The 20,062-nt window shown below is 69.6% G+C and carries 16 protein-coding genes; 2 read left to right on the forward strand and 14 right to left on the reverse strand.

The genetic code is table 11. The annotated features are described in order from the left end of the window. Window positions 1–166 precede the first annotated feature (166 nt). From KEG57_RS29435 to KEG57_RS29455, 5 genes are read right to left on the reverse strand one after another with little or no spacing between them, the layout of a single operon-like run. Window positions 167–1,720 carry a vWA domain-containing protein gene (locus tag KEG57_RS29435; RefSeq protein ID WP_272459060.1) on the reverse strand — a complete coding sequence of 518 codons (1,554 nt, stop codon included), beginning with the start codon at window positions 1,718–1,720 and terminating at the stop codon, window positions 167–169. Window positions 1,721–1,778: 58 nt separating this feature from the next. After that, window positions 1,779–4,034 (reverse strand): NAD(P)-binding domain-containing protein, encoded by a 2,256-nt coding sequence (locus tag KEG57_RS29440; protein ID WP_272459061.1) that lies wholly within the window; start codon window positions 4,032–4,034, stop codon window positions 1,779–1,781. A gap of 17 nt (window positions 4,035–4,051) precedes the next feature. Beyond that, complete coding sequence (locus KEG57_RS29445; RefSeq protein ID WP_272426708.1) at window positions 4,052–6,358, reverse strand: cyclic nucleotide-binding domain-containing protein; 2,307 nt, start codon at window positions 6,356–6,358, stop codon at window positions 4,052–4,054. Next, the gene (locus KEG57_RS29450) at window positions 6,355–9,429 is read right to left on the reverse strand and encodes a serine/threonine-protein kinase (protein ID WP_272426709.1); all 3,075 of its coding nucleotides are present in this window, start codon (window positions 9,427–9,429) and stop codon (window positions 6,355–6,357) included. The genes KEG57_RS29445 and KEG57_RS29450 overlap by 4 nt, the downstream gene beginning before the upstream one ends. Continuing rightward, window positions 9,426–10,673: a serine/threonine protein kinase gene (locus KEG57_RS29455; RefSeq protein WP_272459062.1), complete on the reverse strand. Its 1,248-nt coding sequence runs from the start codon at window positions 10,671–10,673 to the stop codon at window positions 9,426–9,428. The genes KEG57_RS29450 and KEG57_RS29455 overlap by 4 nt, the downstream gene beginning before the upstream one ends. 117 nt (window positions 10,674–10,790) lie before the next feature. Here KEG57_RS29455 and KEG57_RS29460 point away from each other — a divergent pair, with 117 nt between their 5' ends. Continuing rightward, window positions 10,791–11,372 (forward strand): hypothetical protein, encoded by a 582-nt coding sequence (locus KEG57_RS29460; RefSeq protein WP_272459063.1) that lies wholly within the window; start codon window positions 10,791–10,793, stop codon window positions 11,370–11,372. Window position 11,373: 1 nt separating this feature from the next. Here KEG57_RS29460 and KEG57_RS29465 read toward each other — a convergent pair whose 3' ends face one another. The 3 genes from KEG57_RS29465 to KEG57_RS29475 are packed head-to-tail and all read right to left on the reverse strand — an operon-like array spanning window position 11,374 to window position 14,150. Next, window positions 11,374–12,576, reverse strand: a complete 1,203-nt coding sequence (locus KEG57_RS29465) for a hypothetical protein (protein ID WP_272459064.1) — start codon at window positions 12,574–12,576, stop codon at window positions 11,374–11,376. Between the two features lie 43 nt (window positions 12,577–12,619). Continuing rightward, window positions 12,620–12,949 carry a hypothetical protein gene (locus KEG57_RS29470; protein WP_272426713.1) on the reverse strand — a complete coding sequence of 110 codons (330 nt, stop codon included), beginning with the start codon at window positions 12,947–12,949 and terminating at the stop codon, window positions 12,620–12,622. 7 nt (window positions 12,950–12,956) lie between these two features. Next, window positions 12,957–14,150: an acyl-CoA dehydrogenase family protein gene (locus KEG57_RS29475; RefSeq protein WP_272426714.1), complete on the reverse strand. Its 1,194-nt coding sequence runs from the start codon at window positions 14,148–14,150 to the stop codon at window positions 12,957–12,959. Window positions 14,151–14,224: 74 nt separating this feature from the next. Between KEG57_RS29475 and KEG57_RS29480 the strand changes: the two genes are divergently transcribed. Beyond that, on the forward strand, window positions 14,225–14,989 hold the full coding sequence (locus tag KEG57_RS29480) for a crotonase/enoyl-CoA hydratase family protein (RefSeq protein ID WP_272426715.1): 765 nt from the start codon (window positions 14,225–14,227) through the stop codon (window positions 14,987–14,989). A 6-nt stretch (window positions 14,990–14,995) separates the two neighbouring features. On the opposite strand, the gene tssD is transcribed toward KEG57_RS29480, so the two are convergent. The 6 genes from tssD to KEG57_RS29510 form a co-directional block, all read right to left on the reverse strand. After that, window positions 14,996–15,481, reverse strand: a complete 486-nt coding sequence (gene tssD, locus KEG57_RS29485; RefSeq protein ID WP_272426716.1) for a type VI secretion system tube protein TssD — start codon at window positions 15,479–15,481, stop codon at window positions 14,996–14,998. Window positions 15,482–15,604: 123 nt separating this feature from the next. Further along, window positions 15,605–16,108: an Hcp family type VI secretion system effector gene (locus KEG57_RS29490; protein ID WP_272426717.1), complete on the reverse strand. Its 504-nt coding sequence runs from the start codon at window positions 16,106–16,108 to the stop codon at window positions 15,605–15,607. A 435-nt stretch (window positions 16,109–16,543) separates the two neighbouring features. Further along, window positions 16,544–17,458 (reverse strand): isoaspartyl peptidase/L-asparaginase family protein, encoded by a 915-nt coding sequence (locus KEG57_RS29495; protein ID WP_272426718.1) that lies wholly within the window; start codon window positions 17,456–17,458, stop codon window positions 16,544–16,546. Continuing rightward, entirely contained in the window at window positions 17,455–18,177 is a 723-nt protein-coding gene (locus KEG57_RS29500) for a hypothetical protein (protein ID WP_272426719.1), read from the reverse strand. The genes KEG57_RS29495 and KEG57_RS29500 overlap by 4 nt, the downstream gene beginning before the upstream one ends. Further along, entirely contained in the window at window positions 18,177–18,722 is a 546-nt protein-coding gene (locus KEG57_RS29505) for a hypothetical protein (RefSeq protein WP_272426720.1), read from the reverse strand. Before KEG57_RS29505 ends, KEG57_RS29500 begins: the two co-directional genes overlap by 1 nt. Window positions 18,723–19,315: 593 nt before the next feature. Further along, window positions 19,316–19,891, reverse strand: coding sequence for a hypothetical protein (locus tag KEG57_RS29510; RefSeq protein WP_272426721.1), 576 nt, complete (start codon window positions 19,889–19,891; stop codon window positions 19,316–19,318). Window positions 19,892–20,062: the final 171 nt, after the last annotated feature.

Consider the following 20,062-nt stretch of genomic DNA (forward strand, 5'->3'; position numbering starts at 1 on the left):
TTTTGACGGACAACGTCGTTGCCGGTCTTGCCTCGGCCTGTTCGATGAACTGCGCGATGCGCAGTTCATCGACCCCGGGTCCAGCGCTTGCGCTGGTCCGGGTCCAGGGGTGGACAACCCCTGGTCGGGGTCCGGGGTGGAAACCCCGGCGCTACGCTGACGTTCGTCAGAAGCCCATGTTCGTCGCCGCTTCCTGGTTCGAGCGGACGGCCTTGCGGCCCTGGCGCGACTCCGTGGGAGCGATCGGCGCTGCCGCGGGCGGAGGCGTGGCGAATGGGCCGGCGGCGGGCTCCGGGGCCGCGGCGGCGACGGGGGCTTCGGCGAAGCCGGATTGTGCTTGCTGCACGACGGCGAGCTGCCGATCGAAGTCCTGGGCGACGTCGGCGGCGCGGGCTGCGGGGGCGGCGGTCTTCGCTTTCGCGGCCGAGTCGCGCAGGGCTTGCTCGCGGCTCTCGATGCGGCGGCGGGCCTCGGCGACCTTGCCTTGCTCGAACAGGCGGTTTGCCTCTTCGAGTACGGAGGCGGTCTCACTGCGGTTCACGCGGCCGGCGACGACCGCGTCGAGATCACTCGCGTTTGCGTCGACGACCTCGACGCCGAGTTTGCCGCTGCAGCGGCCGTCCTCGCTCTTGACGAGATCCTTGTAACGCATGTCGACGGTCGCGACGGGCAGCTCGCCATTCGACCCTGCGGGCACACGCAGCTTCACGAGCACGGTCTTCACGTCGCCGCCGCTGAATGTGCCGAGCGGGACGGTGATGCGATTGCCGCTGCGGCGGAAGGAGCGATCGAAGACGCGATCGAGCTCCACGCCGGGGGCGAGATCGATGTCGACCTCGGCGCCGCTCGCGACGGCCTGCGTGAGGGCCTCGGCCTCGCCCTCGAAGACGCGGGCGAGTGCGGCGTCGTTCTCCACGAAGTAATGACGGCCGTTCGATTCGACGGCGATCGCGGAAAGGATTTTTTCGTTGTAATCGACGTCGACGCCCACCGTGGAAATCCCGATGGCGCGGTCGCGGGCGCGCTGCGCGAGGCTGCGGAAGCCGGGGACGTCCTTCAGGCCGTGGTTCGCGTCGCCGTCGCTGAGGACGATCATGCGGCTGATGCGGCCGTCGCTGGAGCGGCCCATCTCGGCCATGCCGGTCTCGATGCCGCAGGAGATGCAGGTGTCGCCGCCGAGCGTGATACCGGAGATCGAAGAGACGACCGAGCTGCGGGTCGAGGGACCGATGACAACGGCGGGGACGACGACCTGGGTGCGCGTGTCGAATGTGACGACCGAGACCATGTCGCCGTCGTGGAGGCGCTCGACGGCGCCGATCGCCGCGTTGATCGCGTTCCGGAGGCGGGTGCCCTTCATCGAGCCGGAGCGGTCGATGACGATGGAGAGGTTCACCTGGGGCGCGGTTTGGGCGCGATCGCCTCCGTTCGCGCGGGCTTCGAGCATGAGGAACGTCTCGCCGCGGGGGTTCTTGAGGACCTTCGGGTGACCCATGCGCCCGTCGATCATCACGGTCGAGCCCGCGGTGAAGTGGGCGAGCTCGATTTGGTTCGTCGCGTCGGTCGTCTTTTCGGTCGTGGAATCTTCTTCGATCGCCTCGGCGCCGATGGTGGGCTCGGGCGAGGACGGCAGGCCGCCGGGAGGGGTGAACGAGTAGACGGAAAGGCTCGTGAGCAGCATGCCTGCGAAGGCGAGGACGGCGACGCGAGACGATTTCATGGCTCTCTCCGGGTATCGAGCATCGGCGCCTGCAACAACGGTGCTCGCGAGCACGAGCTTACGGTGCGCCGGTGGGTCCTTGGACGAAGATCGAGGGGGAACGATCTGGTCCCATGTGCGCTTCTGCGGCCACGCGGACCCCGCAGGCCTTCAAGGTGTCCCAGGGAGGGATGGATCCGATGAGGACGAAGACGGCGTCGTAAGCGACGCGCTCGTCTCGGCCGCGGGCGCGGACGGTCGCGACGTCCGGGTCGAGGGCTCGGATTTCGGTCTCGAAGCGCAGGCTCAGGCGGCCGGCGGCGTGCATGCGCTTGACCTCGTCGATGTTGCGCGACTTGCCGCGCGTGAAGGTCGCGCCGCGGTGGACGACGGTGACCGTGGTGCCGGGCTGCCGGGCGAGGGCGACGGCGATCTCCATGGCGACGTCGCCGAGCCCGACCACGATGACTCGTTTGCCCTCAAAGCTCCGGGCGTCGGCCAGGTGGTAATGCACGCGGGCCTCGACGTCGGGCGAGAGCTCGATGGGGAGACGGCGAGGCGTTCCGCGCTGGCCGATCGCGAGCAGCACGCGGCGGGCGAGGACATCCCGCGGCGGACCACCTTCGCGGGGCTCGGTCGTGACGCGGAAGAGCTTGCCGTCGGCCTCGCGGGAGACGGCCGTCATGCGCGTGTCTTGCCGGACGGGGAGCTCTTCCTTGCGGATGATGCGCATCCAGTGCGAGAGGAGCTCTTCTTTCGTGGATTCTTTCAGCCAGAGCTTGCCCGTGAGGGGCAGGTCGAGGGGCTGATCGAAGACGAGCTTGCCGCGGGGAAAGCTGCGGATGCTCTGGGCGACCGAGCCTTGCTCGATGACCTCGAACGAGAGGCCGAGCTCCTTCGCGCGGAGCGCCGCGCTGATGCCCGCGGGGCCCGCGCCCACGATGACGAGGTCCTTCGGACGCTCGCCCGAGCCTGCAAATGGCCCTTCCGCTTCGAGGCTCGCGGCGATCTTCTCGACGGCGTGCGCGCCCTGGAGGATCGCGTTTTTGATGAGCGGCAGGCCTGTGACGTCGCCGGCGAGGAAGAGGCCCGGGGTGTCCTGGCTCTGGAGGGCGTCGTCAATGCGTGGCCTGTCGCCGATGGTGTCGCCGTCCGTGATGCGTAGCGAGCCGTTCGGGCAACGTTGCTCGCAGAGCGTGAGGCCGCAGCAAGCCTCGGGGCGCACGACGACCGCGACGTACTTCTGGACTTCGAGCACGTCGTAGGGGCAAGCGTCGACGCAGGCGTAGCAGCCGAGGCAGGTCTGGGTGTCGATCTGCGGGAGGCGCACGCGCGTTTGAGGCTTGAGCAGCGCCTCGGTCGTCTGGGGTTTGTCCTGAACCTTGCGGCGGCGCGCGCGGAGGGCGCCCGTGCCGCGGACGAGGCCGAGCGTGAGCGCGAACGCGAGCGTGCCCGTGCCGAGCCAGAGCCACGTGAGCGCGCTCGTCGCCGGGCGATCGAGCTTGGGGACGGCGAGGGCGACGTCGCGCGCGGCATCCCAGGCGACGGGACGATCGTCGCCGTGCTGCGCGGCGCAGACGCGGGCGCGGGGCTGGGCGCTGGGACGTTCGGGCCTGTCCGGAGGCAAGGCCGTTTGATGCTCGTCGAAGCAGAGGGACGGTTTGTCGGGGCCGAGTTTTTCGGTGCCAGGGGCGAAACAGCGCGAGATGGGATCCCGCGGCGAGCGCGGGTCGTGGCATCCCTTGCAGCTCGCAGCCGTGACGATGGGGACCGTGGCTTCGAGGTGCGCGGGCGGCGCGTCGTCGAGGGCGCGCTCGACGCCGGGGGCGAAGCGGATCGGCGGCTCGCCGGGGACGAAGGCGACGCCCTGATCAGCTTGATGGATGGGATGGCAGGTCGAGCAGCGGAGGGCGCCGGATTTGAAGAGGCGCTCGTGCGGGCGGCGGCGTGGCGCGTGCGGGCCGTGGCACGAGGCGCAGGCTTCGTCGGGGCGTTTTTCGGCCCCGGCGGTGCCGTGGCAGCTCGCGCAGGTGACGCTCGCGGCGCGCGCGTGTGGGCGCGAGAGGGGGCCGGGCGAGGCGTGGCCGCCGGCGGGCGGAACGAGGAAGGCAGAGAGGCCCGCGGCGGCGGCGGCGACGACCGTGGCCGTGAGGACGCCGCGGAAGCGGGTGACGTCGGAGGTCTTTTCGGCTCGCTTGGCCGCGCGGCCACGAGGAAGCTCGCGCGGGACGGCGGCACGATCACGGGCGTCGCCGAGGGGCGATGCGTAGAGCGTGGGCAACGCGGCCGGAGGTTTGCCCGCGGATGGTTCGTCCCGACGATCGCGATCTGCCATGGAACGATCGCCTCCCCTCACCGCTTCATCACCGCCGCCACGTGCACCACGAGCAGCGCCATCGCCATGCCGAACGTCAGGATGTGGAGCGGGAGCCCCACGCGGAGCAGCCGCAGGAGGAGCCTCTGCGCGGGCAGCGCGCGAAGCTCCACGACGATCCGCACGAGCCCGTCGAGCCCCGCCAAACGCTCCTTGCCGCGCCCTTCGAGGACCCGCTCGATGCGCGCTCGCAACACCTCTTCCTCCTGCCGCAAGGTCCGGCCGCTCGCGAGCAAGGCGAGCGGGCCGAACGTCGACATCGCGAAGGGCACGAGGATCTTCTCGAAGATCTTCTTCACGAGATCACTCTTGCCGCTCACCTCGCGATAGAGCCTGTCGACGAGGTCCCTTCGCGCGGCAGCGAAGTCTTCGGGCAGCGCGGCCGAGCGCTCGATGCGGGCCATGCGACGCGGAATCCAGGCATACGCGAGCGCCGAGAGGCCTCCCACGAGCGCGCTCACGAGGAAGACGAGTCGAAGCGCGCCGCCGGCCGTGGACGGGGCGATCGGGTGCATCGGGGCGTGCGCGAAGACGAGGCCCGTCGTGATGAGGCCGAGCGCGAGGTGAATCGCGAGCTGCGGGCGAACGCGGGATGCGATGGGTGTGCGCGGCTCGGCATTCTCGTCGCCCGCGCGCTTCCGCATCCACAGGCGCACGAGGCGCTTCGGCACGGCGTACAGGACGAGCAAGACGAACCCCACGGCCGCGAGGATGCCCGCCGCGCCGCCGAGGCCCGCGTCCGCGTGCCAGAGTCCGCGCGCGTGCATGATCGCGCCCACGACGCCGATCGCCGCGCCTGCGATCGCTCCGCCCGCGACGAGGCCGGCTGCGCTCGCGCCTTGTTTCTGCACCTCGGCGCGGGCCGTGGATCCGCCGAGGACGAGGTCACGCACGTCGGCGAGCTCCTCGCTCGGGTTCATGCGAAAGATCGATCCGGTGGGACAAACCTGCACGCAGGCGGGGCCCTCGTAGCCGCGGCAGAGGTCGCATTTGACGGCGACGTCGGGGTAGGCGCCGCCCGCGGGGCGCGGAGAGTCGGCCGGGCGGGTCGCCATCTGGATGTTGTCCCAGGGGCAGGCCTTGGCGCACGCCCCGCAGCCCGTGCAAAGCGCCTCGCGGATGAAGACCTCGCCGTCCGGTTCGCGGCCGATCGCGCCCGTGGGGCAATCGATCATGCAGCTCGGGTTCGCGCAGTGCTGGCACGAGTTCGGGAGGAGCAGGCTGCGCGGCGCCTCGGATCGTGCCTCCACCCGCGCGACCATCTTGTCGCCGCGCCGCACGATCCGCGCCTCGCCATGAAGCTCCGCGCAGCCCCACGCGCAATGGCCGCAACGCACGCAGGTTTCGAGGTCGATGACGAGCAGCGACCGCGCGACCTTGAGCCGGTACAGATCACGAAACGCATGCTGCGTGGCGTTCTCCGCGGCGCGGCCGATCACCGAGCGCTGCGACGCCTGCTGATCGAGCGCGATGCGGCGGAGCGCGCCGAACAGCTCCGGATGGCGCGCCGTGATGCCTCGCAACGTGCGCGCGTCGATAACGATGAGCAGCGACGGGCCGCTCGCGACGGCGCTCACGAGGCGCGGCGTTCCGACCTCGATCTCCGCGTCGCCGAAGAAATCGCCGCGACCGAGGTAGGCGCGGACGCGCAGGCGCTCGCCGTCGTCGGTCTGGATCTGGATCATCCCGTCCGCGACGAGAAACAGATCCGTCGAGGGATCGCCCTCGCGGTAGACGGGCTGACCGCGCTCGAAGCGCTGGTAGCGGGCCGCGTCGAGCAGGACGTCGACGTCCTCGGGATCGAGGGCACGGGCGAAGGCCATCGTGTGGAGCAGGTCGCGCGTGGCCGCGCGGCGAAGGATGCGTTCGAGCCGCTCGGCGACCTCGGCCTTGCCGCTGCGCGCCGCCGCGCGCTGAAAGACATGCGCCGGCACCTCGCAGAGCCGCGACGCCGCGCGCGCCGTGGCCGTCGCGCTGCGCGCCCCGAACGCCGTCGCCTCCTCGCCGAACGACGCGCCCTTGCCCGCGACACGCAGCTCGCTCTCCCGATCCTCGCCGCGACGCACGGCCGAGAGCGCGACGATCCCCTCGGCGACCACGAAAAACGCGCCCGCCGCCTCCCCCGCGCGGTACACGACCTCGCCCTCGACCACCGAGAGCATGCGCCCCGCGTCCTCGATCTCGCGGCGCGCGCGCGCGTCGAGGCCACGAAACACCGGCGTCTCCCACACCGCGGGAGGCCACGCCGCGCGCTCTCCGGAAGCCGCGGGCGAACCCGAGGTCACGGCACCTCCACGTCGGCGCGCGCGAGCTCGACGATCTCCAGCCGGCGCAGCATGTCCTCGGTCACGTTCGGTCCGTTCGGGCGCAGGCCGCGCCGCGCCTGCTCACGCTCGTACGCGGCGAAGGCCCGGATCAAGAACGGCGGGAAGGCGCGGAAGAGCAAGCGCGCCTCGACACGGAAGGGCCCGCGGCGCGCGCCGGCGTCGAGGTCGTATGTGAAGCGAATGGGCACGTTCGGCGGGAGCGACCGCGTGTCGACGATCGCGTCGGGCCCGCGTACCTGGCCCCGCGACGCGTCGAGCGCGCCGACAGGGAAATACGTCTCGAAAAGCGCGTGATCGAGCGAGAGGTTCGAGCGGCACTCGCCCGTGTCGATGTCGTAATCGCCGTCGTCGAAGCGATCGGCCCGGAAAAACCCTTGCCCGGGGCCAGGCTCGCAGCGCCCGTCGGGGCCGATCACGCCGATGCAGCGGACGCAGCGGAGAAAGCCGTTCTGGAAGTTGACGAGGCCCTTGCCGCGGAACGAGGTGCCGCCGCGCTCGGGCGGAGGCGACCAGCGCGGCACGTCGGGGCCGTCGCTCACGTCGGCGCCGAAGAGGCCGATCGGACGGCCGCGCTCGTCGAGCGACGAGGGGTTCGTGTTCACGCGGACGAACGTTTTGTCGTGGAGATCCTCGTCGGGACGGCCCACGCGGCCGACCTCGTAGACGACGCGGCCATCACGATCCCGCACGACGAGGTGCACCCAGAATTCGCGCTCCTGGCTGAATCCGGCGGGGACGCGGTGCCCGGCGCCCACGTTCTCCACGACGATCGGGATCTCGAGCCCCGTGCCGCCGCGGCGAGCGCCGTCGATCTCGAAGCGGAAGGTGTGACGCAGGAGCAGGTCGCGGCGGCGGCGTGCGCCGAGCGGGATGCCGTGCACGTCGATCGTGGTCTCGTCGACGAGCGAATTGGGGAACTCGTCGGAGAGCGGGAGATCGACGCCGGAGAAGTAATGCGTGCTGACGTTCGTCGCCTTGGGCGAATTGTCGGCGGAGCGCCCCGTGGGGAACACGCCCGGCGCGCGCGCGACGAAATGGGAGCCGGGCGGGCATTCGGGTTCGACCTCGCCGCTCGCGGAAGGACCCGGCTCGCACACGCCGGGATACGTGCTCATGTGGCAGTCCTGGCAGGTCGCGGGGGTTTTTCCGCGCCGCTCCTCGTCGCGGGCCCAGGCGGCCCACTCGGAGTAGGCGTTGCGCAGGCGCTTGAAATGCTCGCCCTTCTGCACGCCGAGGACGTCCGAGCCGAAGAGGCGGACGTCATGGCAACTCCCGCAGAACTCGCTCGTGCGGAGATAGGCGTTCGCACGCTCGCTCGGGCGGCGGTGGACGAGGGGTTCGACGCTGTCGGGCGTTCCGGCCGACGCCGAAGCAACAGTGCGCGGCTGGCGCGCGCCGTCGAAGAAGAGCTCTTCGTTTTGCAGCTCGTAGCCGCTGTTCGCGATGCCGAACAATCCGCGGTTGTCCTCGGGTCTGGCCGGAAAAACGGCGCCCGTGACGAACGAGGTCCACGTGGGGTTGCCCTCGTAGGTGCTGCGACTGCCGCCGCGACCCCCGACGGGGCCGTGCACGGTGTGGCAAAAGACGCAGGAAATGCCCTCGATGCCCTGTGCGCCGAGCAAGTCACGCACGGGTTTGCGGGTCGTGGGATCGCCGCCGGCGCGGCCATCCCAGGCCGGCAAGGGGCGCTCGATCTTCTCGGCGGGACTGTGGCAATTGACGCACCAGTGCTCGCCGCCCGAGCCGGTCACGGGCAAACCACTCTGGCGATTGCGGCACGCAGTCGAGGCATTGACGCGTCGGAGGATGCCGGCGCCGTTCGGGCAATCCTCGTCGCGGCCGACTTGCTCCTCGATGAGGCTCTCGAGGCCATTGAAGAGCGGGCTCTTCACCGAATGCGCCATCACCGAGCGGCGCCACTCCGCGGCCTGTCGCGGATGGCACGAGGCGCAGGCCTCACTCGTGGTGCCGACGGAGCTCATCGTGATGAGGGGCGCGATCTCCTGCTTGGGCGTCTCTGGCGGGGCGGGCGCGAGGCGCGAGAAAGCGAGCCCTGCGACGAGCAGGCCCGCGCCGATGGGCAGGCCCGCGGAGATCCAGGCGCTCTTCGCGGGGCTCGGTTTTCCCGCGGCGACACGTTGCGCCGGCGCAGGTCGTTCGGTGGGTTCGTCCGCTTTCGGCGTGCGAGTTTCGACAGGCTTTCGCTCACGGGCGGGCCGCGGGGCCGCCGCGGAGGCGCTCTCACCGCGCAGAAACCGCCCGAGCTCTTGCGTGATCGCCACGGCGCGATCCGGCCGCCGCGCCGGCTCGGGATCGAGCAGCCGCAAGGAAAGGCTCTGCAAGCCCGTGGGAAGCGCACGCGCCACCGCGTCCACGAACGGCGGCGCCTCGCGCTGCGCAGCCTCGTCGAGCGCATGCCGCAGGCCCGCGCCCGCGAACGGGTGCTCTCCCGCGAGCAGTCGGTACAGCAAAAGTCCGAGCACATACCGATTCGCGGCGCTGTCCCACACCGCCCCCGCGGCCTGCTCGGGCGGCGTCCAGCGCGGCGAGATCTCCGCCGATCCGCCGCGAGATCCACCCTCCGGCGCGCCCAGGATCGCGCCCACGAGCCGCGCCGCCGCGACCACCACGGCGCCTTCCTCGTCGACGTACACGCCTTCGAGCGAGAGCGGCCCCGGAAAGAGGCTCGCCTTCTCACACGCAGCGAGGCCCTCAGCGACCGCGAGCGTGATGCCGAGCGCCTCGCGCCACGGCCACGGCCCCTTCCGTTCGCGCATGAGCTCCGCGAGGTTCGTCCCGAACTTCCGGCGCACGATCCACACGCCCTCGTCGTCCACGCCGCCGAGCGTGAACCCGCCGATCGAGGCCTCGCCAAACCCGAGCAGCCGCCGCGCCGCGGCCTCGTCCGATGCAGGGAGACGAAACAGCTCGCGCCCGCCTTCGCAGGCGAAACGCGTCGCGCGCCCGAGCGGCGGCAAAGGCGCGCCGGCCTCGATCCCGCTCGCTTCGGGGCGCGCGCGTTTCATCATCGCCCCCGCACCTTGCCCGTCGCTGTGCTCTTTGTCGTCGCCGTCGCCGTCGCCGTCGGCGCGCCCGTGGAGGGCGTACCCTCCGTGGATTGCGTCGATCGCACGAGGTACGCGCCGAGCCCCGCGAGCAGCGAAAGCCCCACGATGATCCCGACCGCGACCTTCGTCGGCACCTCGCGCCCTTGATCCACCTGATCGACGAGCGCGATCGTGTCCTTGCGCGCGCCCGCGCCCGCGGTCTCGCGCCGCGTGGCCTTCGCCTCGTCGCCGGACCGATCCGATCGTGGATCACTCGAACGCGTCGCGGGTTTGCCCTCGTCGTTCGAATCGGGCGCCTCGGGGATCGTGCGGGGCGTGGGGGATTTCTGGTGTGGCGTGGTCGCGCCGTGGGAGCTCACGCGGCCGGGGCTCGTGCGCGCGGGCGCCGGCGCCGCGACCTGGAACGGTTCGAGCCTCTCGACCACGTCTTGCGCGAAGTAAGGCCGATCCTCCGGCGCTTTTTCGAGGAGCTGGAAGAGGAGCTGCTCGACGCCCTTCGGCAAACCGGCCCGCACCTCCGCTTCGAGCGGCGGCGGCTCGGCCGTGCACTGGAGGTTCAGGAGCTGCCGCGGCGAGGCCGACGAAAACGGCGGTTTGCCCGCGAGCAGCTCGTAGAACACGAGCCCGAGCGCATAGAGATCAGCGCGATGATCGATGGTGCGCGCGTCGATCTGCTCGGGGCTCATGTACTGCAGCGTGCCCACGCTCTGCGTGTTCGTCTGGTTCATCGCCTGCAGCATCTTGGCGATGCCGAAGTCCATGACCTTCACCGTTCCGTCGGTCAGGATCATGATGTTCTCCGGCTTGAGATCGCGGTGGATGATCGGCGGCTCCTGCCCGTGCGCCGCCGAGAGCGCCGAGGCCACGGCCGCGATGATGCGGATCGCCTCGGCCCAGGGCAGCCGCCCTTCCTCGCCGAGCACCGTGCGCAGCGTGCGGCCGTCGAGGTACTCGAGCACCATCGCGAGCTGGCCGTTCGCCTCGATGCTGGCCAGGCTCCGCACCACGTTCGGGTGCTCGAGATGCGCGAGGATCTGCATCTCGTTCACGAAGAGCTTGCGGCCCGTCTCACTCCTCGCGAGCTCGGGATGCAGGACCTTGAGGGCCACGCGCCGCTTCGACAGGCGCTCCTCGCCCTCGTAGACCTTGCCCATCCCCCCCTCGCCGACCAGGCGCCGGACGAGGTAATCACCGAGCTGCTCCATCACGCGTCTCCGATCCGCCGGACTACCTACGGATGACCCCCCCGGAGGACTTACAGGACGTGCGCATCTCCCCGGGATGGTGTAGCCATGGGCCAGGCGCCCCCTTCGACGTCTATCATGGTTTCCCGGTACGCTACCCTCCTCGTCCTCTCGCTCGCCGCCTGCTCCAAGAGCCCCGCGGAGCCCGAACCGCCCTCTTCCGCAGGTCCCACGACGACCACCATCGCCCCCCTCGCGTGGACGGCGCCCGCGGCCTGGACGGCGCAGGATCCGCCCAGGAGCGGGCCAAAGAAGGCCGCTTACAAGACGACCAAGGCCGGCGACGACAAGGAGGAGGCCGACATCGAGGTCTTCTTCTACGGCACGGGCGCCGCGGGCGATCCGGAGAAGCGGTTCAAGGAGTGGTTCGACCAGTTCGACGGGAACGTCGGGGCCCAGGCGAAACGCGAGAGCTTCGACGTGGGCGCGCTCAAGGTCGAGACGGTCGAGGTCGCGGGGACCTACAAGATCGCGCTCGGCCCGCCCGTGGGCCCGAAGAAACGCGCGCCGATGCAGATGGTGAAGGAGAACTTCCGGCTCGTCGGCGCGGCCGTGAAGACGCCCGATCGAGGCACCTGGTTCTTCAAGATGTCCGGCCCGAGCGACACCGTGCAGGCCGCGCGCGACGCGTTCCGGACGATGCTGCAATCGGCAAAATGACTCAGGGCGGAGGCGGGCCGCCCGGTTTGTCGTGGTCCCACGGGAACGCGTAGGTCACGCAGGGGGCCGAAAACAGCCGGAGATCGCCGTCGGTGCCGACCTCCTGCGCCGACGAGATCACGGCCTCGAAGCCCACGCTCGATTCGGCGAACCCGAGCAGCTCGCACATTTCCTCGTCCCCAAAGCCCCAGACCACGGTCTCGTCGCGGGGATTGTCGTACTCGCAGCCGAAGCGGTAGCCCTCGGCGCCCGTCATGTCGATGGGCTTCTCGTAGACCCGGCCGTGCGCCTCGCCGTTGTAGGCCGAAAGCTCCAGGATGGTCTCGCCGTCGCGCGGGCCGCCCATGATCTCCAGGAAAAACCGCTTCGCCATCGTGTGGGTGTGCGGCAGGATGTAATAGACCTTCTGATCGAACGTATTGCCCGAGGCCGCGAACGGGCCTTCCATCGCGCATTCGCCGTAGAAGCGCGATTTCGCGTGCGGCGGGATCGCAAGGCCGTGGTAGTCGAGGTGGAACGGGGTGAGCTTGTGCTTCACCTCCTCTTTCGGGATGCCATACAGCGTGAGCGTCAGCGTGCCCGTGACGGGCTCGAGCGACGTGTTGAGCAGGTGGACGTCGCCGATGATGCGTGAATACGGCGGAATGCGGACCGCCACGCCGTCCGGAAATTTCTGCACCTCGCGCTCGGTCTGCGTCGATTGCGCGTAGATGACACCGCCCGCGAGCGCGGCCGAGACCTGATCGTAATCGCGCTCCGAGCATTTCCAGATGCCGTCGGGCCCGTCGAACTTGTCCGCCGGGACGAACGTCCAGTTGGAATGGTGCGAGGACTCGTTCTGCTGAAGCTCGACAGCATTGACCCAGATCTCGGTCGCGTTGTTCAGCGTGACGCTCTGGCAGAGCCCCTTGATCTCCTGGCCTGCCTCCACCGTGAACTCGGCGAAGGTATGCGCGCGCGGCGTACCGGACAGTTTTTCGCATGTCCCCGAGGACGCGGCATACGCGCCGCTCGGGCACCCCTCGCAACGCGCGCCGGCCGCGTCCTCGACGCAAACCTTTTGATCGGCCGCGCAACCGAGCGCGACACAAGCGGCGCTCGGCCCGCCGCTCGGGATCCCCGGACCGGCTTCCCCTCCCCCGCACGCAGCAAGGACGAACGGCGCGAGGCTAAGCAAGAGTGATTTGAATGTTCGGCTTTTCATCGGCCCACCTCCAAGCCGTGGAGTGTAGGCCAGGCCGAGCAGCTCAATTGGGCAAACCCGCGCCGAGGCGGAAGTAGATCGACCGCCGCGCGCCACACGCCGGGCAGACGACACGCGCGATGCGGAGCCGCGATGTCCCGACCGTTTCCGCGAGATGCTCGTCGACGCGCACCTCGCCACCGCAACGCGCGCAAGGCTTCCCCCGCGCCGCGACTTCGACCTCGGAGGCGCTCGTGATCTCGATCGGCCGCTCGGGCGAGCCACCGGGCTCGAACGAGGCGAGGCGCTCGCGATCCCGCGCGAGCTTGACCGCGGCGCGTTCGGCTTCCCGGCGCGCCGCCCGTGGCGAAAGAGGCTTTTTCTTGCCGGTCATGCCTGCCCTACACGAGAAGCTCGAGCCCCCGCGTGAAGAAATCGCGGGCGATCACGACCTCGTGCACCTCGTCCGGCCCGTCCGCGATGCGCGCGCTCCGCGCATACCGGTACCAGGTCGAGAACGGGACGTCTTCGCTGTACCCGAGCCCGCCGTGCATCTGGATCGCGTCGTCGAGCACGTCGCAGAGCAGCCGCGCCACATGGAGCTTCGCCATCGACGAGTACGGGCGCGACTCCTTGTCGAGCCCCTTCTCCAGCATCGACGCGCAATGGTACGTCATCAGGTTGCCCGCGTGGATCCCGAGCGCGTGGTGCGCGATCTTCTGCTGGATGATCTGGTGCTGCGCGAGCTTCTTGCCGAAGCTCTCGCGCATCACGAGGTACTCCTTGCACATCGAGAGCGTGCGATCGGCGAGGCCGAGCCAGCGCATGCAATGGGTGAGGCGCGCCGGCACGAGCCTCTGTTGCGCGAGCCGGAAGCCGTCGCCCACGCCTTTGAGCACCGCGTCGTCGCTCACGCGCACGGCGTGGAACGCGATTTCGCCCTCGCGGTGATCGAGCAGCGGTTCGGACATCGTCGGGATGTCGCGCACGTACTCGACGCCCGGGGCATTCCGATCGACGAGGAACATCGTCGCCCCACCCTTCGGATCGTCGCTCGTCCGCGCCATCACGATGAGGAACGACGCGTCCCGACCGCCCGTCGAATACCACTTGCGCCCCGTGATCACCCAGCCGCTTCCGTCGCGCTCGGCGCGGGTGCGCAGATTCGAGGGATCCGCGCCGGCGCCGGGCGCGGGTTCGGTCATGCAAAACGCGCTCGTGATCACGCCGTCCGCGAGGGGGCGCAGGTAACGCTCCTTCATCGCCTCGGTGCCCACGCCGAGCAGGAGATCCATGTTCCCCTGGTTCGGCGCGTCGCAGTTGAACACCTTCGCGCCCACGGGCGAGCGGCCCATCTCGCGAAAAAGCGCGCACATGCCCATGATGCCGAGCCCGCGTCCACCGTACGCCGGCGGCAAATGCGGCACCCAGAGGCCCTCCGCCTTCGCCTCGGCTTGCAGCCGCGACAAGGTCTCGCGCTGGCCCGCGCGATCTTCGGCCACGATCTTCGCCTCGTTCGGGACGACGCGCGCCTCGACGAACGCCCGCACCGTCTGCCGAAGCTCGGCGATTTCCGGCTCCAAATCGAAATTCATGCTCGCCTTCTCCGTTCGTCTCGGGTCTCGCCCGCGGCCTTGCGGCGCGCGCCGCACGCTTCATACCATGCCCCATGAGCGTACGCGTCGAACGATCGGGCCCCGTGACCACCGTCATCCTCGACCGGCCGGAGAGCCGCAACGCCGTCGACCGCGCCACCGCCGAGGCGCTCGCCGACGCCTTTCGCGCCTTCGAGAGCGATCCGCACGCGTCCGTCGGCGTGCTGCACGGTGATCACGGCACGTTCTGCGCCGGCGCGGATCTCAAGGCGATCGCCGCGGGCGCACCAAACCGCATCGACGCGGAGGGCGACGGACCGATGGGCCCCACGCGAATGCTCCTGCAAAAGCCGGTGATCGCCTCCGTCGCGGGTTATGCCGTCGCGGGCGGGCTCGAGCTCGCGCTCTGGTGTGACTTGCGAATCGTCGAAGAGGACGCGGTCCTCGGCGTGTTCTGCCGTCGCTTCGGCGTCCCGCTCATCGACGGCGGCACGGTCCGCTTGCCGCGCCTCATCGGGCTCGGCCGCGCGCTCGATCTGATCCTCACCGGCCGGCCGATCGACGCCGAGGAGGCATTGCGCATGGGCCTCGCGAACCGCGTCGTCCCCAAAGGCCACTCACGCGAGGCCGCCGAGAAGCTCGCGCACGAACTCGCCGCATTCCCGCAGCTCTGCATGCGCGGCGACCGCCTGAGCGCCTACGAGCAGTTCGATCTCCCCCTCGGCGAGGCATTACGCAACGAGCTCCGCCACGGCCTCAATGCATTGAGCGGAGAATCCATCACAGGCGCCACCCGCTTCACGCAGGGCGCGGGCCGTCATGGCGGCACGGTCGGCTAATCGCCTTTATCTCGGCGTTTCCCAATCATCGTCCGCCGAGATCCCACCTTCATTCCACGTCCAGATGATCTTCTGGTACGTGAACGCGACCTCTTCGCGCTCGGGGAGCTGCGACGTGACCTTGCCGCGCGTGTTCGGCATTCGGAAGATGATCGAGCTGATGTTCGCGTTTTCGAGGCGCACCGTGTAGTGCTGCTTCTCGATGCCGGTTTTGTCCGGCGTGTAGAACTGGAGCTCGAAGCTTTTGATGTTCTCGTTGTGGGCGAGGACGCTGTAGAGCAGCGGCGAGGACCGATCGAGGACCTTGGTCACGACAAACGGCTTGTGCACGCGTTTGCCCGTCGGACGACCGCTCGCGGGGTCGCGTGGGCTCACGATCTCGTGCATGGCCGCGATGACCTGAATCGATCCTTCGCGTCCTTTTTGCGTGACCGAGCCCAGGATAGCGCCCTGTTTTTCCGCGACGATTCTTAAGTGCGCGTTCAGGGCCATGGGGGTTCCATCGAGCCTCGGCACCAATCTTGGAAGAGCTTACTCTGCCCCCGTCCTACGGACAAACGAAAACCGGGCGGCACGTTGGCCGCCCGGCTGATTTCGCTGGGCGTTAGCCCAACATCACATGAGGGGGGTCTCCCAGTCGTCCTCGGCCGTGATGCCGCCCTCGGTCCACGTCCAGATGATCTTCTGGTACGTGAACGAGATCTCCTCGTACTCGGCGTACTTCATGAGATCGGGGTTCCGGTTGTTCGGCATGCGGAAGTTGATCGACGCGATGTTCGCGTTGATCAGGCGCACCGTGTAGTGGTTCACCTCGGTGCCCACGCCCTGCTGCGCCTTCACCTGCGGCGTGTAGTGCTTGAGCTCCCACTCCGAGATGTTCTCGTTGTTCACGAGCGCGCTGTAGAGCAGCGGCGACGCCTTATCGAGCTCCTTCGTCACGATGAAGGGCTTGTGCATGCGCTTGCCGGTCGGCAGGCCGCTCGCCGGATCGCGGGGGCTCACGATCTCGTGCGAGACCGCGATGACCATGATGCTGTTCTCGCGACCCTTCTGGGTCACGGAGCCCTTGATCTCGCCCTGCTTCTGCCCCTTCAGACGGAGATACGCATTGAGAGCCATGTTGACCTGACCTGTTCCTTCGTCGGCAATCTACCTGGACTCAGTCTACGCCCCATTGCGCGCTGGCAGATATCTCACCCCTCGGGAACGATGGTTCACGGATTGAGCCGTTGCCGAATCCGCGACCTCACGGCGCCGAGAAGGTCACCGTGTGGTGGGTCCGTATGTTCGGGTTTTCTACGCGGCCGTCAAGCATTTCTTCCATCGCCCCCTCTCCTCTTTTTGCTCGGCTCTCCCCCCTCCGGCGCGCGTGCACGATAGGCGTAATATTCCCAAGACGACAAAACGAAAGCCGGCCACGTCCCCACGCCGATCTCCCCGGATTCACAAAGGATCCAGGATAAGCGCAGAGTCGGGCCAGCTTTCGTCGCAAAAGAATTGACGAGCCCGGGCCGGTTGTGCATCGAGGCCGATCGCCTCGCCGAACCGCAGGATCTAGAAGCCCGAGGCTTCCCCTTCGGCCCACGTCGCGGCCCACGACATCGACGCCGTCGAGCGCGAAAGGCCGTAGTTGCCACGCGGATCGATCGCGATCGCGCCGCCCGTCGATCCAATCCGCGCCCGCAAATGCTCGATCGAGCGGCGGACCGCCTCCTCCGCAGCGACGCCGCCACGCATGTGCTCGACGGCCGTGCGCGCGATGCAGAGGCGGATCATGCCCTCGCCGTGGCCCGTCGTGGACACCGCACCGGCCTCGTCATCGGCGTACGTGCCCGCGCCGATGATCGGTGAGTCGCCGACGCGCCCCACACGCTTGTTCACCATGCCGCCCGTGCTCGTCGCCGCCGCGAGCAAGCCATGGCCGTCGAGCGCCACCGCGCCGATCGTATTGCCCGCCCAGCCCATCGGCGCCGCCCCCTCTCGCGCCGTCGCGAGCGCCTCGCGCGCCGCCTCCGTGACGAGCGCCTCGTCCCCGACCGGGACGAACCCACGCGCGCGGGCGAACCGCGCGGCGCCCTCGGACGCGTAAAGCACGTGGCGACCATCGTCGAGCGCGGCACGCGCGATCGAGATCGGGTTCGCGAAGCCGCGCAGATCGCACACCGCGCCGGCCGCGAGGCCTCGCCCCTCCATGATCGAAGCGTCGTGCGCGACGCGGCCCTCCTCGTCGAGGCACGCGCCCGTGCCCGCGTTGAAGAGCGTGTCGTCCTCGAGCACGCGCGCTGCGCGCTCCACGGCATCGAGCGCGCAGCCGCCCTGCCGCAGCACCTCGAGGCCCGCGCGCGCGGCACGAAGGCACCCTTCGGCGTGCTTCGCGCGACGCTCGGGTTTGACGTTGCCGGCGCCGCCGTGCACGACGACGCCGAACCGGCCCAAGAATCCGCCCTGCGATACGATCGGTTCGCTCATCGGGGAGGGGCGCCACGGTAGCGCGAGACGAGCGCATGCGCGAGCAGGACGAGCGGCGGGACGCACACGACGAACGCGCTCGCGCGGCCCGCGGCGACGAGCTGAAACGCGGCGATCATGGCGACGACGAGGAGCACGGCGAATGCGACGCGGCCGGACGAACCACCTTCCCGCGTGGCGACGAGCGGCGCGGCAACCGCGAGGATCACGAGCGCAATGCCGACGGCCGCGCGGCGCTCTCCGATCGGCGCCCCCGCGAAGGCCTCCGCAGATCGCAAAGCGACCTCGAGCACGCCGCCCGGACCGAGCCTCGTGCCGCGGATCGTGTCGCGCATGCCTCCGTCCGGCTCGACGATCCATGCGCTCGGCGCCGCGGGCCTCGGGAAGAGCGGTTCGAGATCGGCGACCTCTGCGAGCACGAGCGCGGGCCCGATCGCCGCGACGATCGCCCCGCCGAGGACGGCCCCGCGCATCACGCGAAAAGGATCCGCGCCGAGCGCTTCGAGCGCGCGTGACTCCCCGCGCGCGCGGGCGATCCTCGCCGCCGCGAGCGCGCCGATCCCCCCCGCCGCCGGGGCGAGCGCCGCACAGAGCGCCGCCCGCTTCGCAAAACCGCCGCCCTCGTCCGTCGCCGTGACGACGAGCAGCACGATGCACCCGACGAGCGCGGCGATCCCGAGCGCGCGGCGCGCGAGGCTCCTGTCGTAGGCCGAGAGCATCAGGGCGGCGCTGCGGTTCGCTCGGCCGCGAGCACGTACGTCATCGTGCACGGCAGCGCGGTGAAGGTCGGCGCCGGGCCCACCACGAGATCCCCGCAGTCCGAGCCTTGCGACGGCGTGAACGTATACGCGAGCTCGCCCGAAAAACCGCCCGCGTCCTCGTCGAGCAGCCCTTCGGCGCGATCGCCGCGCACGATCGTGCAGGGTGGCAAGTTGCTCGGCGTCTCGCCCGCGCGCATGTCGACGACGAGGCTCGTATCGAAGGAGAAACGTCGATCGTCGGTACCGAGCGTTCCGGGAGTGACCTCGGCGCCGCTGTCCCAGTAGAGAACGCCGTCGCCGCGCGAGAGGCGCACCTCGAACTCCCACGTCGCAGGCGAGCCGAGCGCGCCTTCGCCGCACGTCGTCGTCTCGCGCGTGGCGGAGACCTCGTACGTGCCGAGCAGCTCGCCGGGGTGATGGGGATCGACCTTGCCGTCGCCGCAGCCGGCAAGAAGCGCCCCCGCGAGGCCGACGAGAAGGGTTTTTCCGATGGGGAGAAACATCGCGGTGAGCGTGGCGCGCCGCGCGCGTGGCGAACAAAAAAAGAGCGGGCCAGAGGACGTATCCTCAGGCCCGCTCAGGCCCCACATCCCTGGCCTGGAAATCCGCGTCGACTCCCGTCGATGTCGAGATCCAGGCGGAGGCCAACTCTGACCCGGCCCGCCGGTGAAGAGGCGCAACCTATGGCGCCTCCATGCCGGAGGACCTGATGCCCCGCGACGCGAACGCCGCTACGAGCACCTCGTGATGGTCAGTAGCCCGAAGCCTCCGGGTTAGAGCCACGGGTATTCTGCATGGTGACCATCCCTCCTCCGGCTTGCCGGCACCCCGTTGCCGAGCCTGCGCTTGCGCGCTCGGCAGGCGTGGGTGTTCGTTCGATGCATCGACGAGCTCGAGGCGCGACGATGTGGTTTCGTACCGACGCCAGGGTGCTCCCCAGCAGGACCAATCCCGGATGTGAATCCCTCCGGTACTGCTTCGACCCTACCATCTCAGCGTCCACGGTGCAAACCGCGAATCGCGAGAAAACCAGGCGATCGAGCGCTGGTTTGATGCTCTGGAGCGCCGAGCACGAGAGACGCGCTGGTTTGATGCTCTACGCGCCGGGCGACGGGTCGGTCGGCTCGAAGCTCGCGACGCCCGCGCTGCCCTGACCTTGCCGCACGCGCGACAGCACCGCGTCGAGGAACGACTTCGGATGCACGCCGCTGCGCACGATGCGACGACGCTGCGGGAGCGTGACCGACTCGACCGCGAGCGACGTCGCCGTGCCACGCCCGTACGAAGCGAGCGTGACGACCGCCGTCACCTTCGTGGCGTCGTGCGTGCGGCAGATCGTCACGGTGCGCCGCACCTGCACGTCGTCCTCGGACCAGCGCGCGAGCCAGTCGTCGGTCATCGCGTCGGGCTCGACGATCACGAGCCGCGCGGGCATCGCCACCGCCGGATCTTCCGCCGCCGAGAGCGCCTCGCGAAAGCCGAGCACGAGCCTGCAGGGCAGCGGCGCCTCGGCGTCGCCCGACAGCAGCACGAAGCCCATCTCCCCTTCCTCGCGCTCGCCGCGCCCCGATCGCTCGACCCGCGACGGCGGGCTCTGCTCACCGCGCGTCGACGGCTTGCCGCTACTCCCAGGCTCTACCGCGAAGAATGGCGAAATCACTTTCGTGACCACGGCCCGACGATACACGAGCCGCAGGCCGGAGCGCGCTTGATTTCGTGCGTGTTCCGCGCCTCTGTCACCTCCGCCCGAGGCGGGAAGATGAGCCCTTCCTGTATCTCCTCGGGAGCCTCTGGCGAGCGCTCCGGTCCTGTCCGCTCCTCCCCTCGGGCGCCTCCCGACGAG

The organism is Polyangium jinanense (assembly GCF_028435365.1).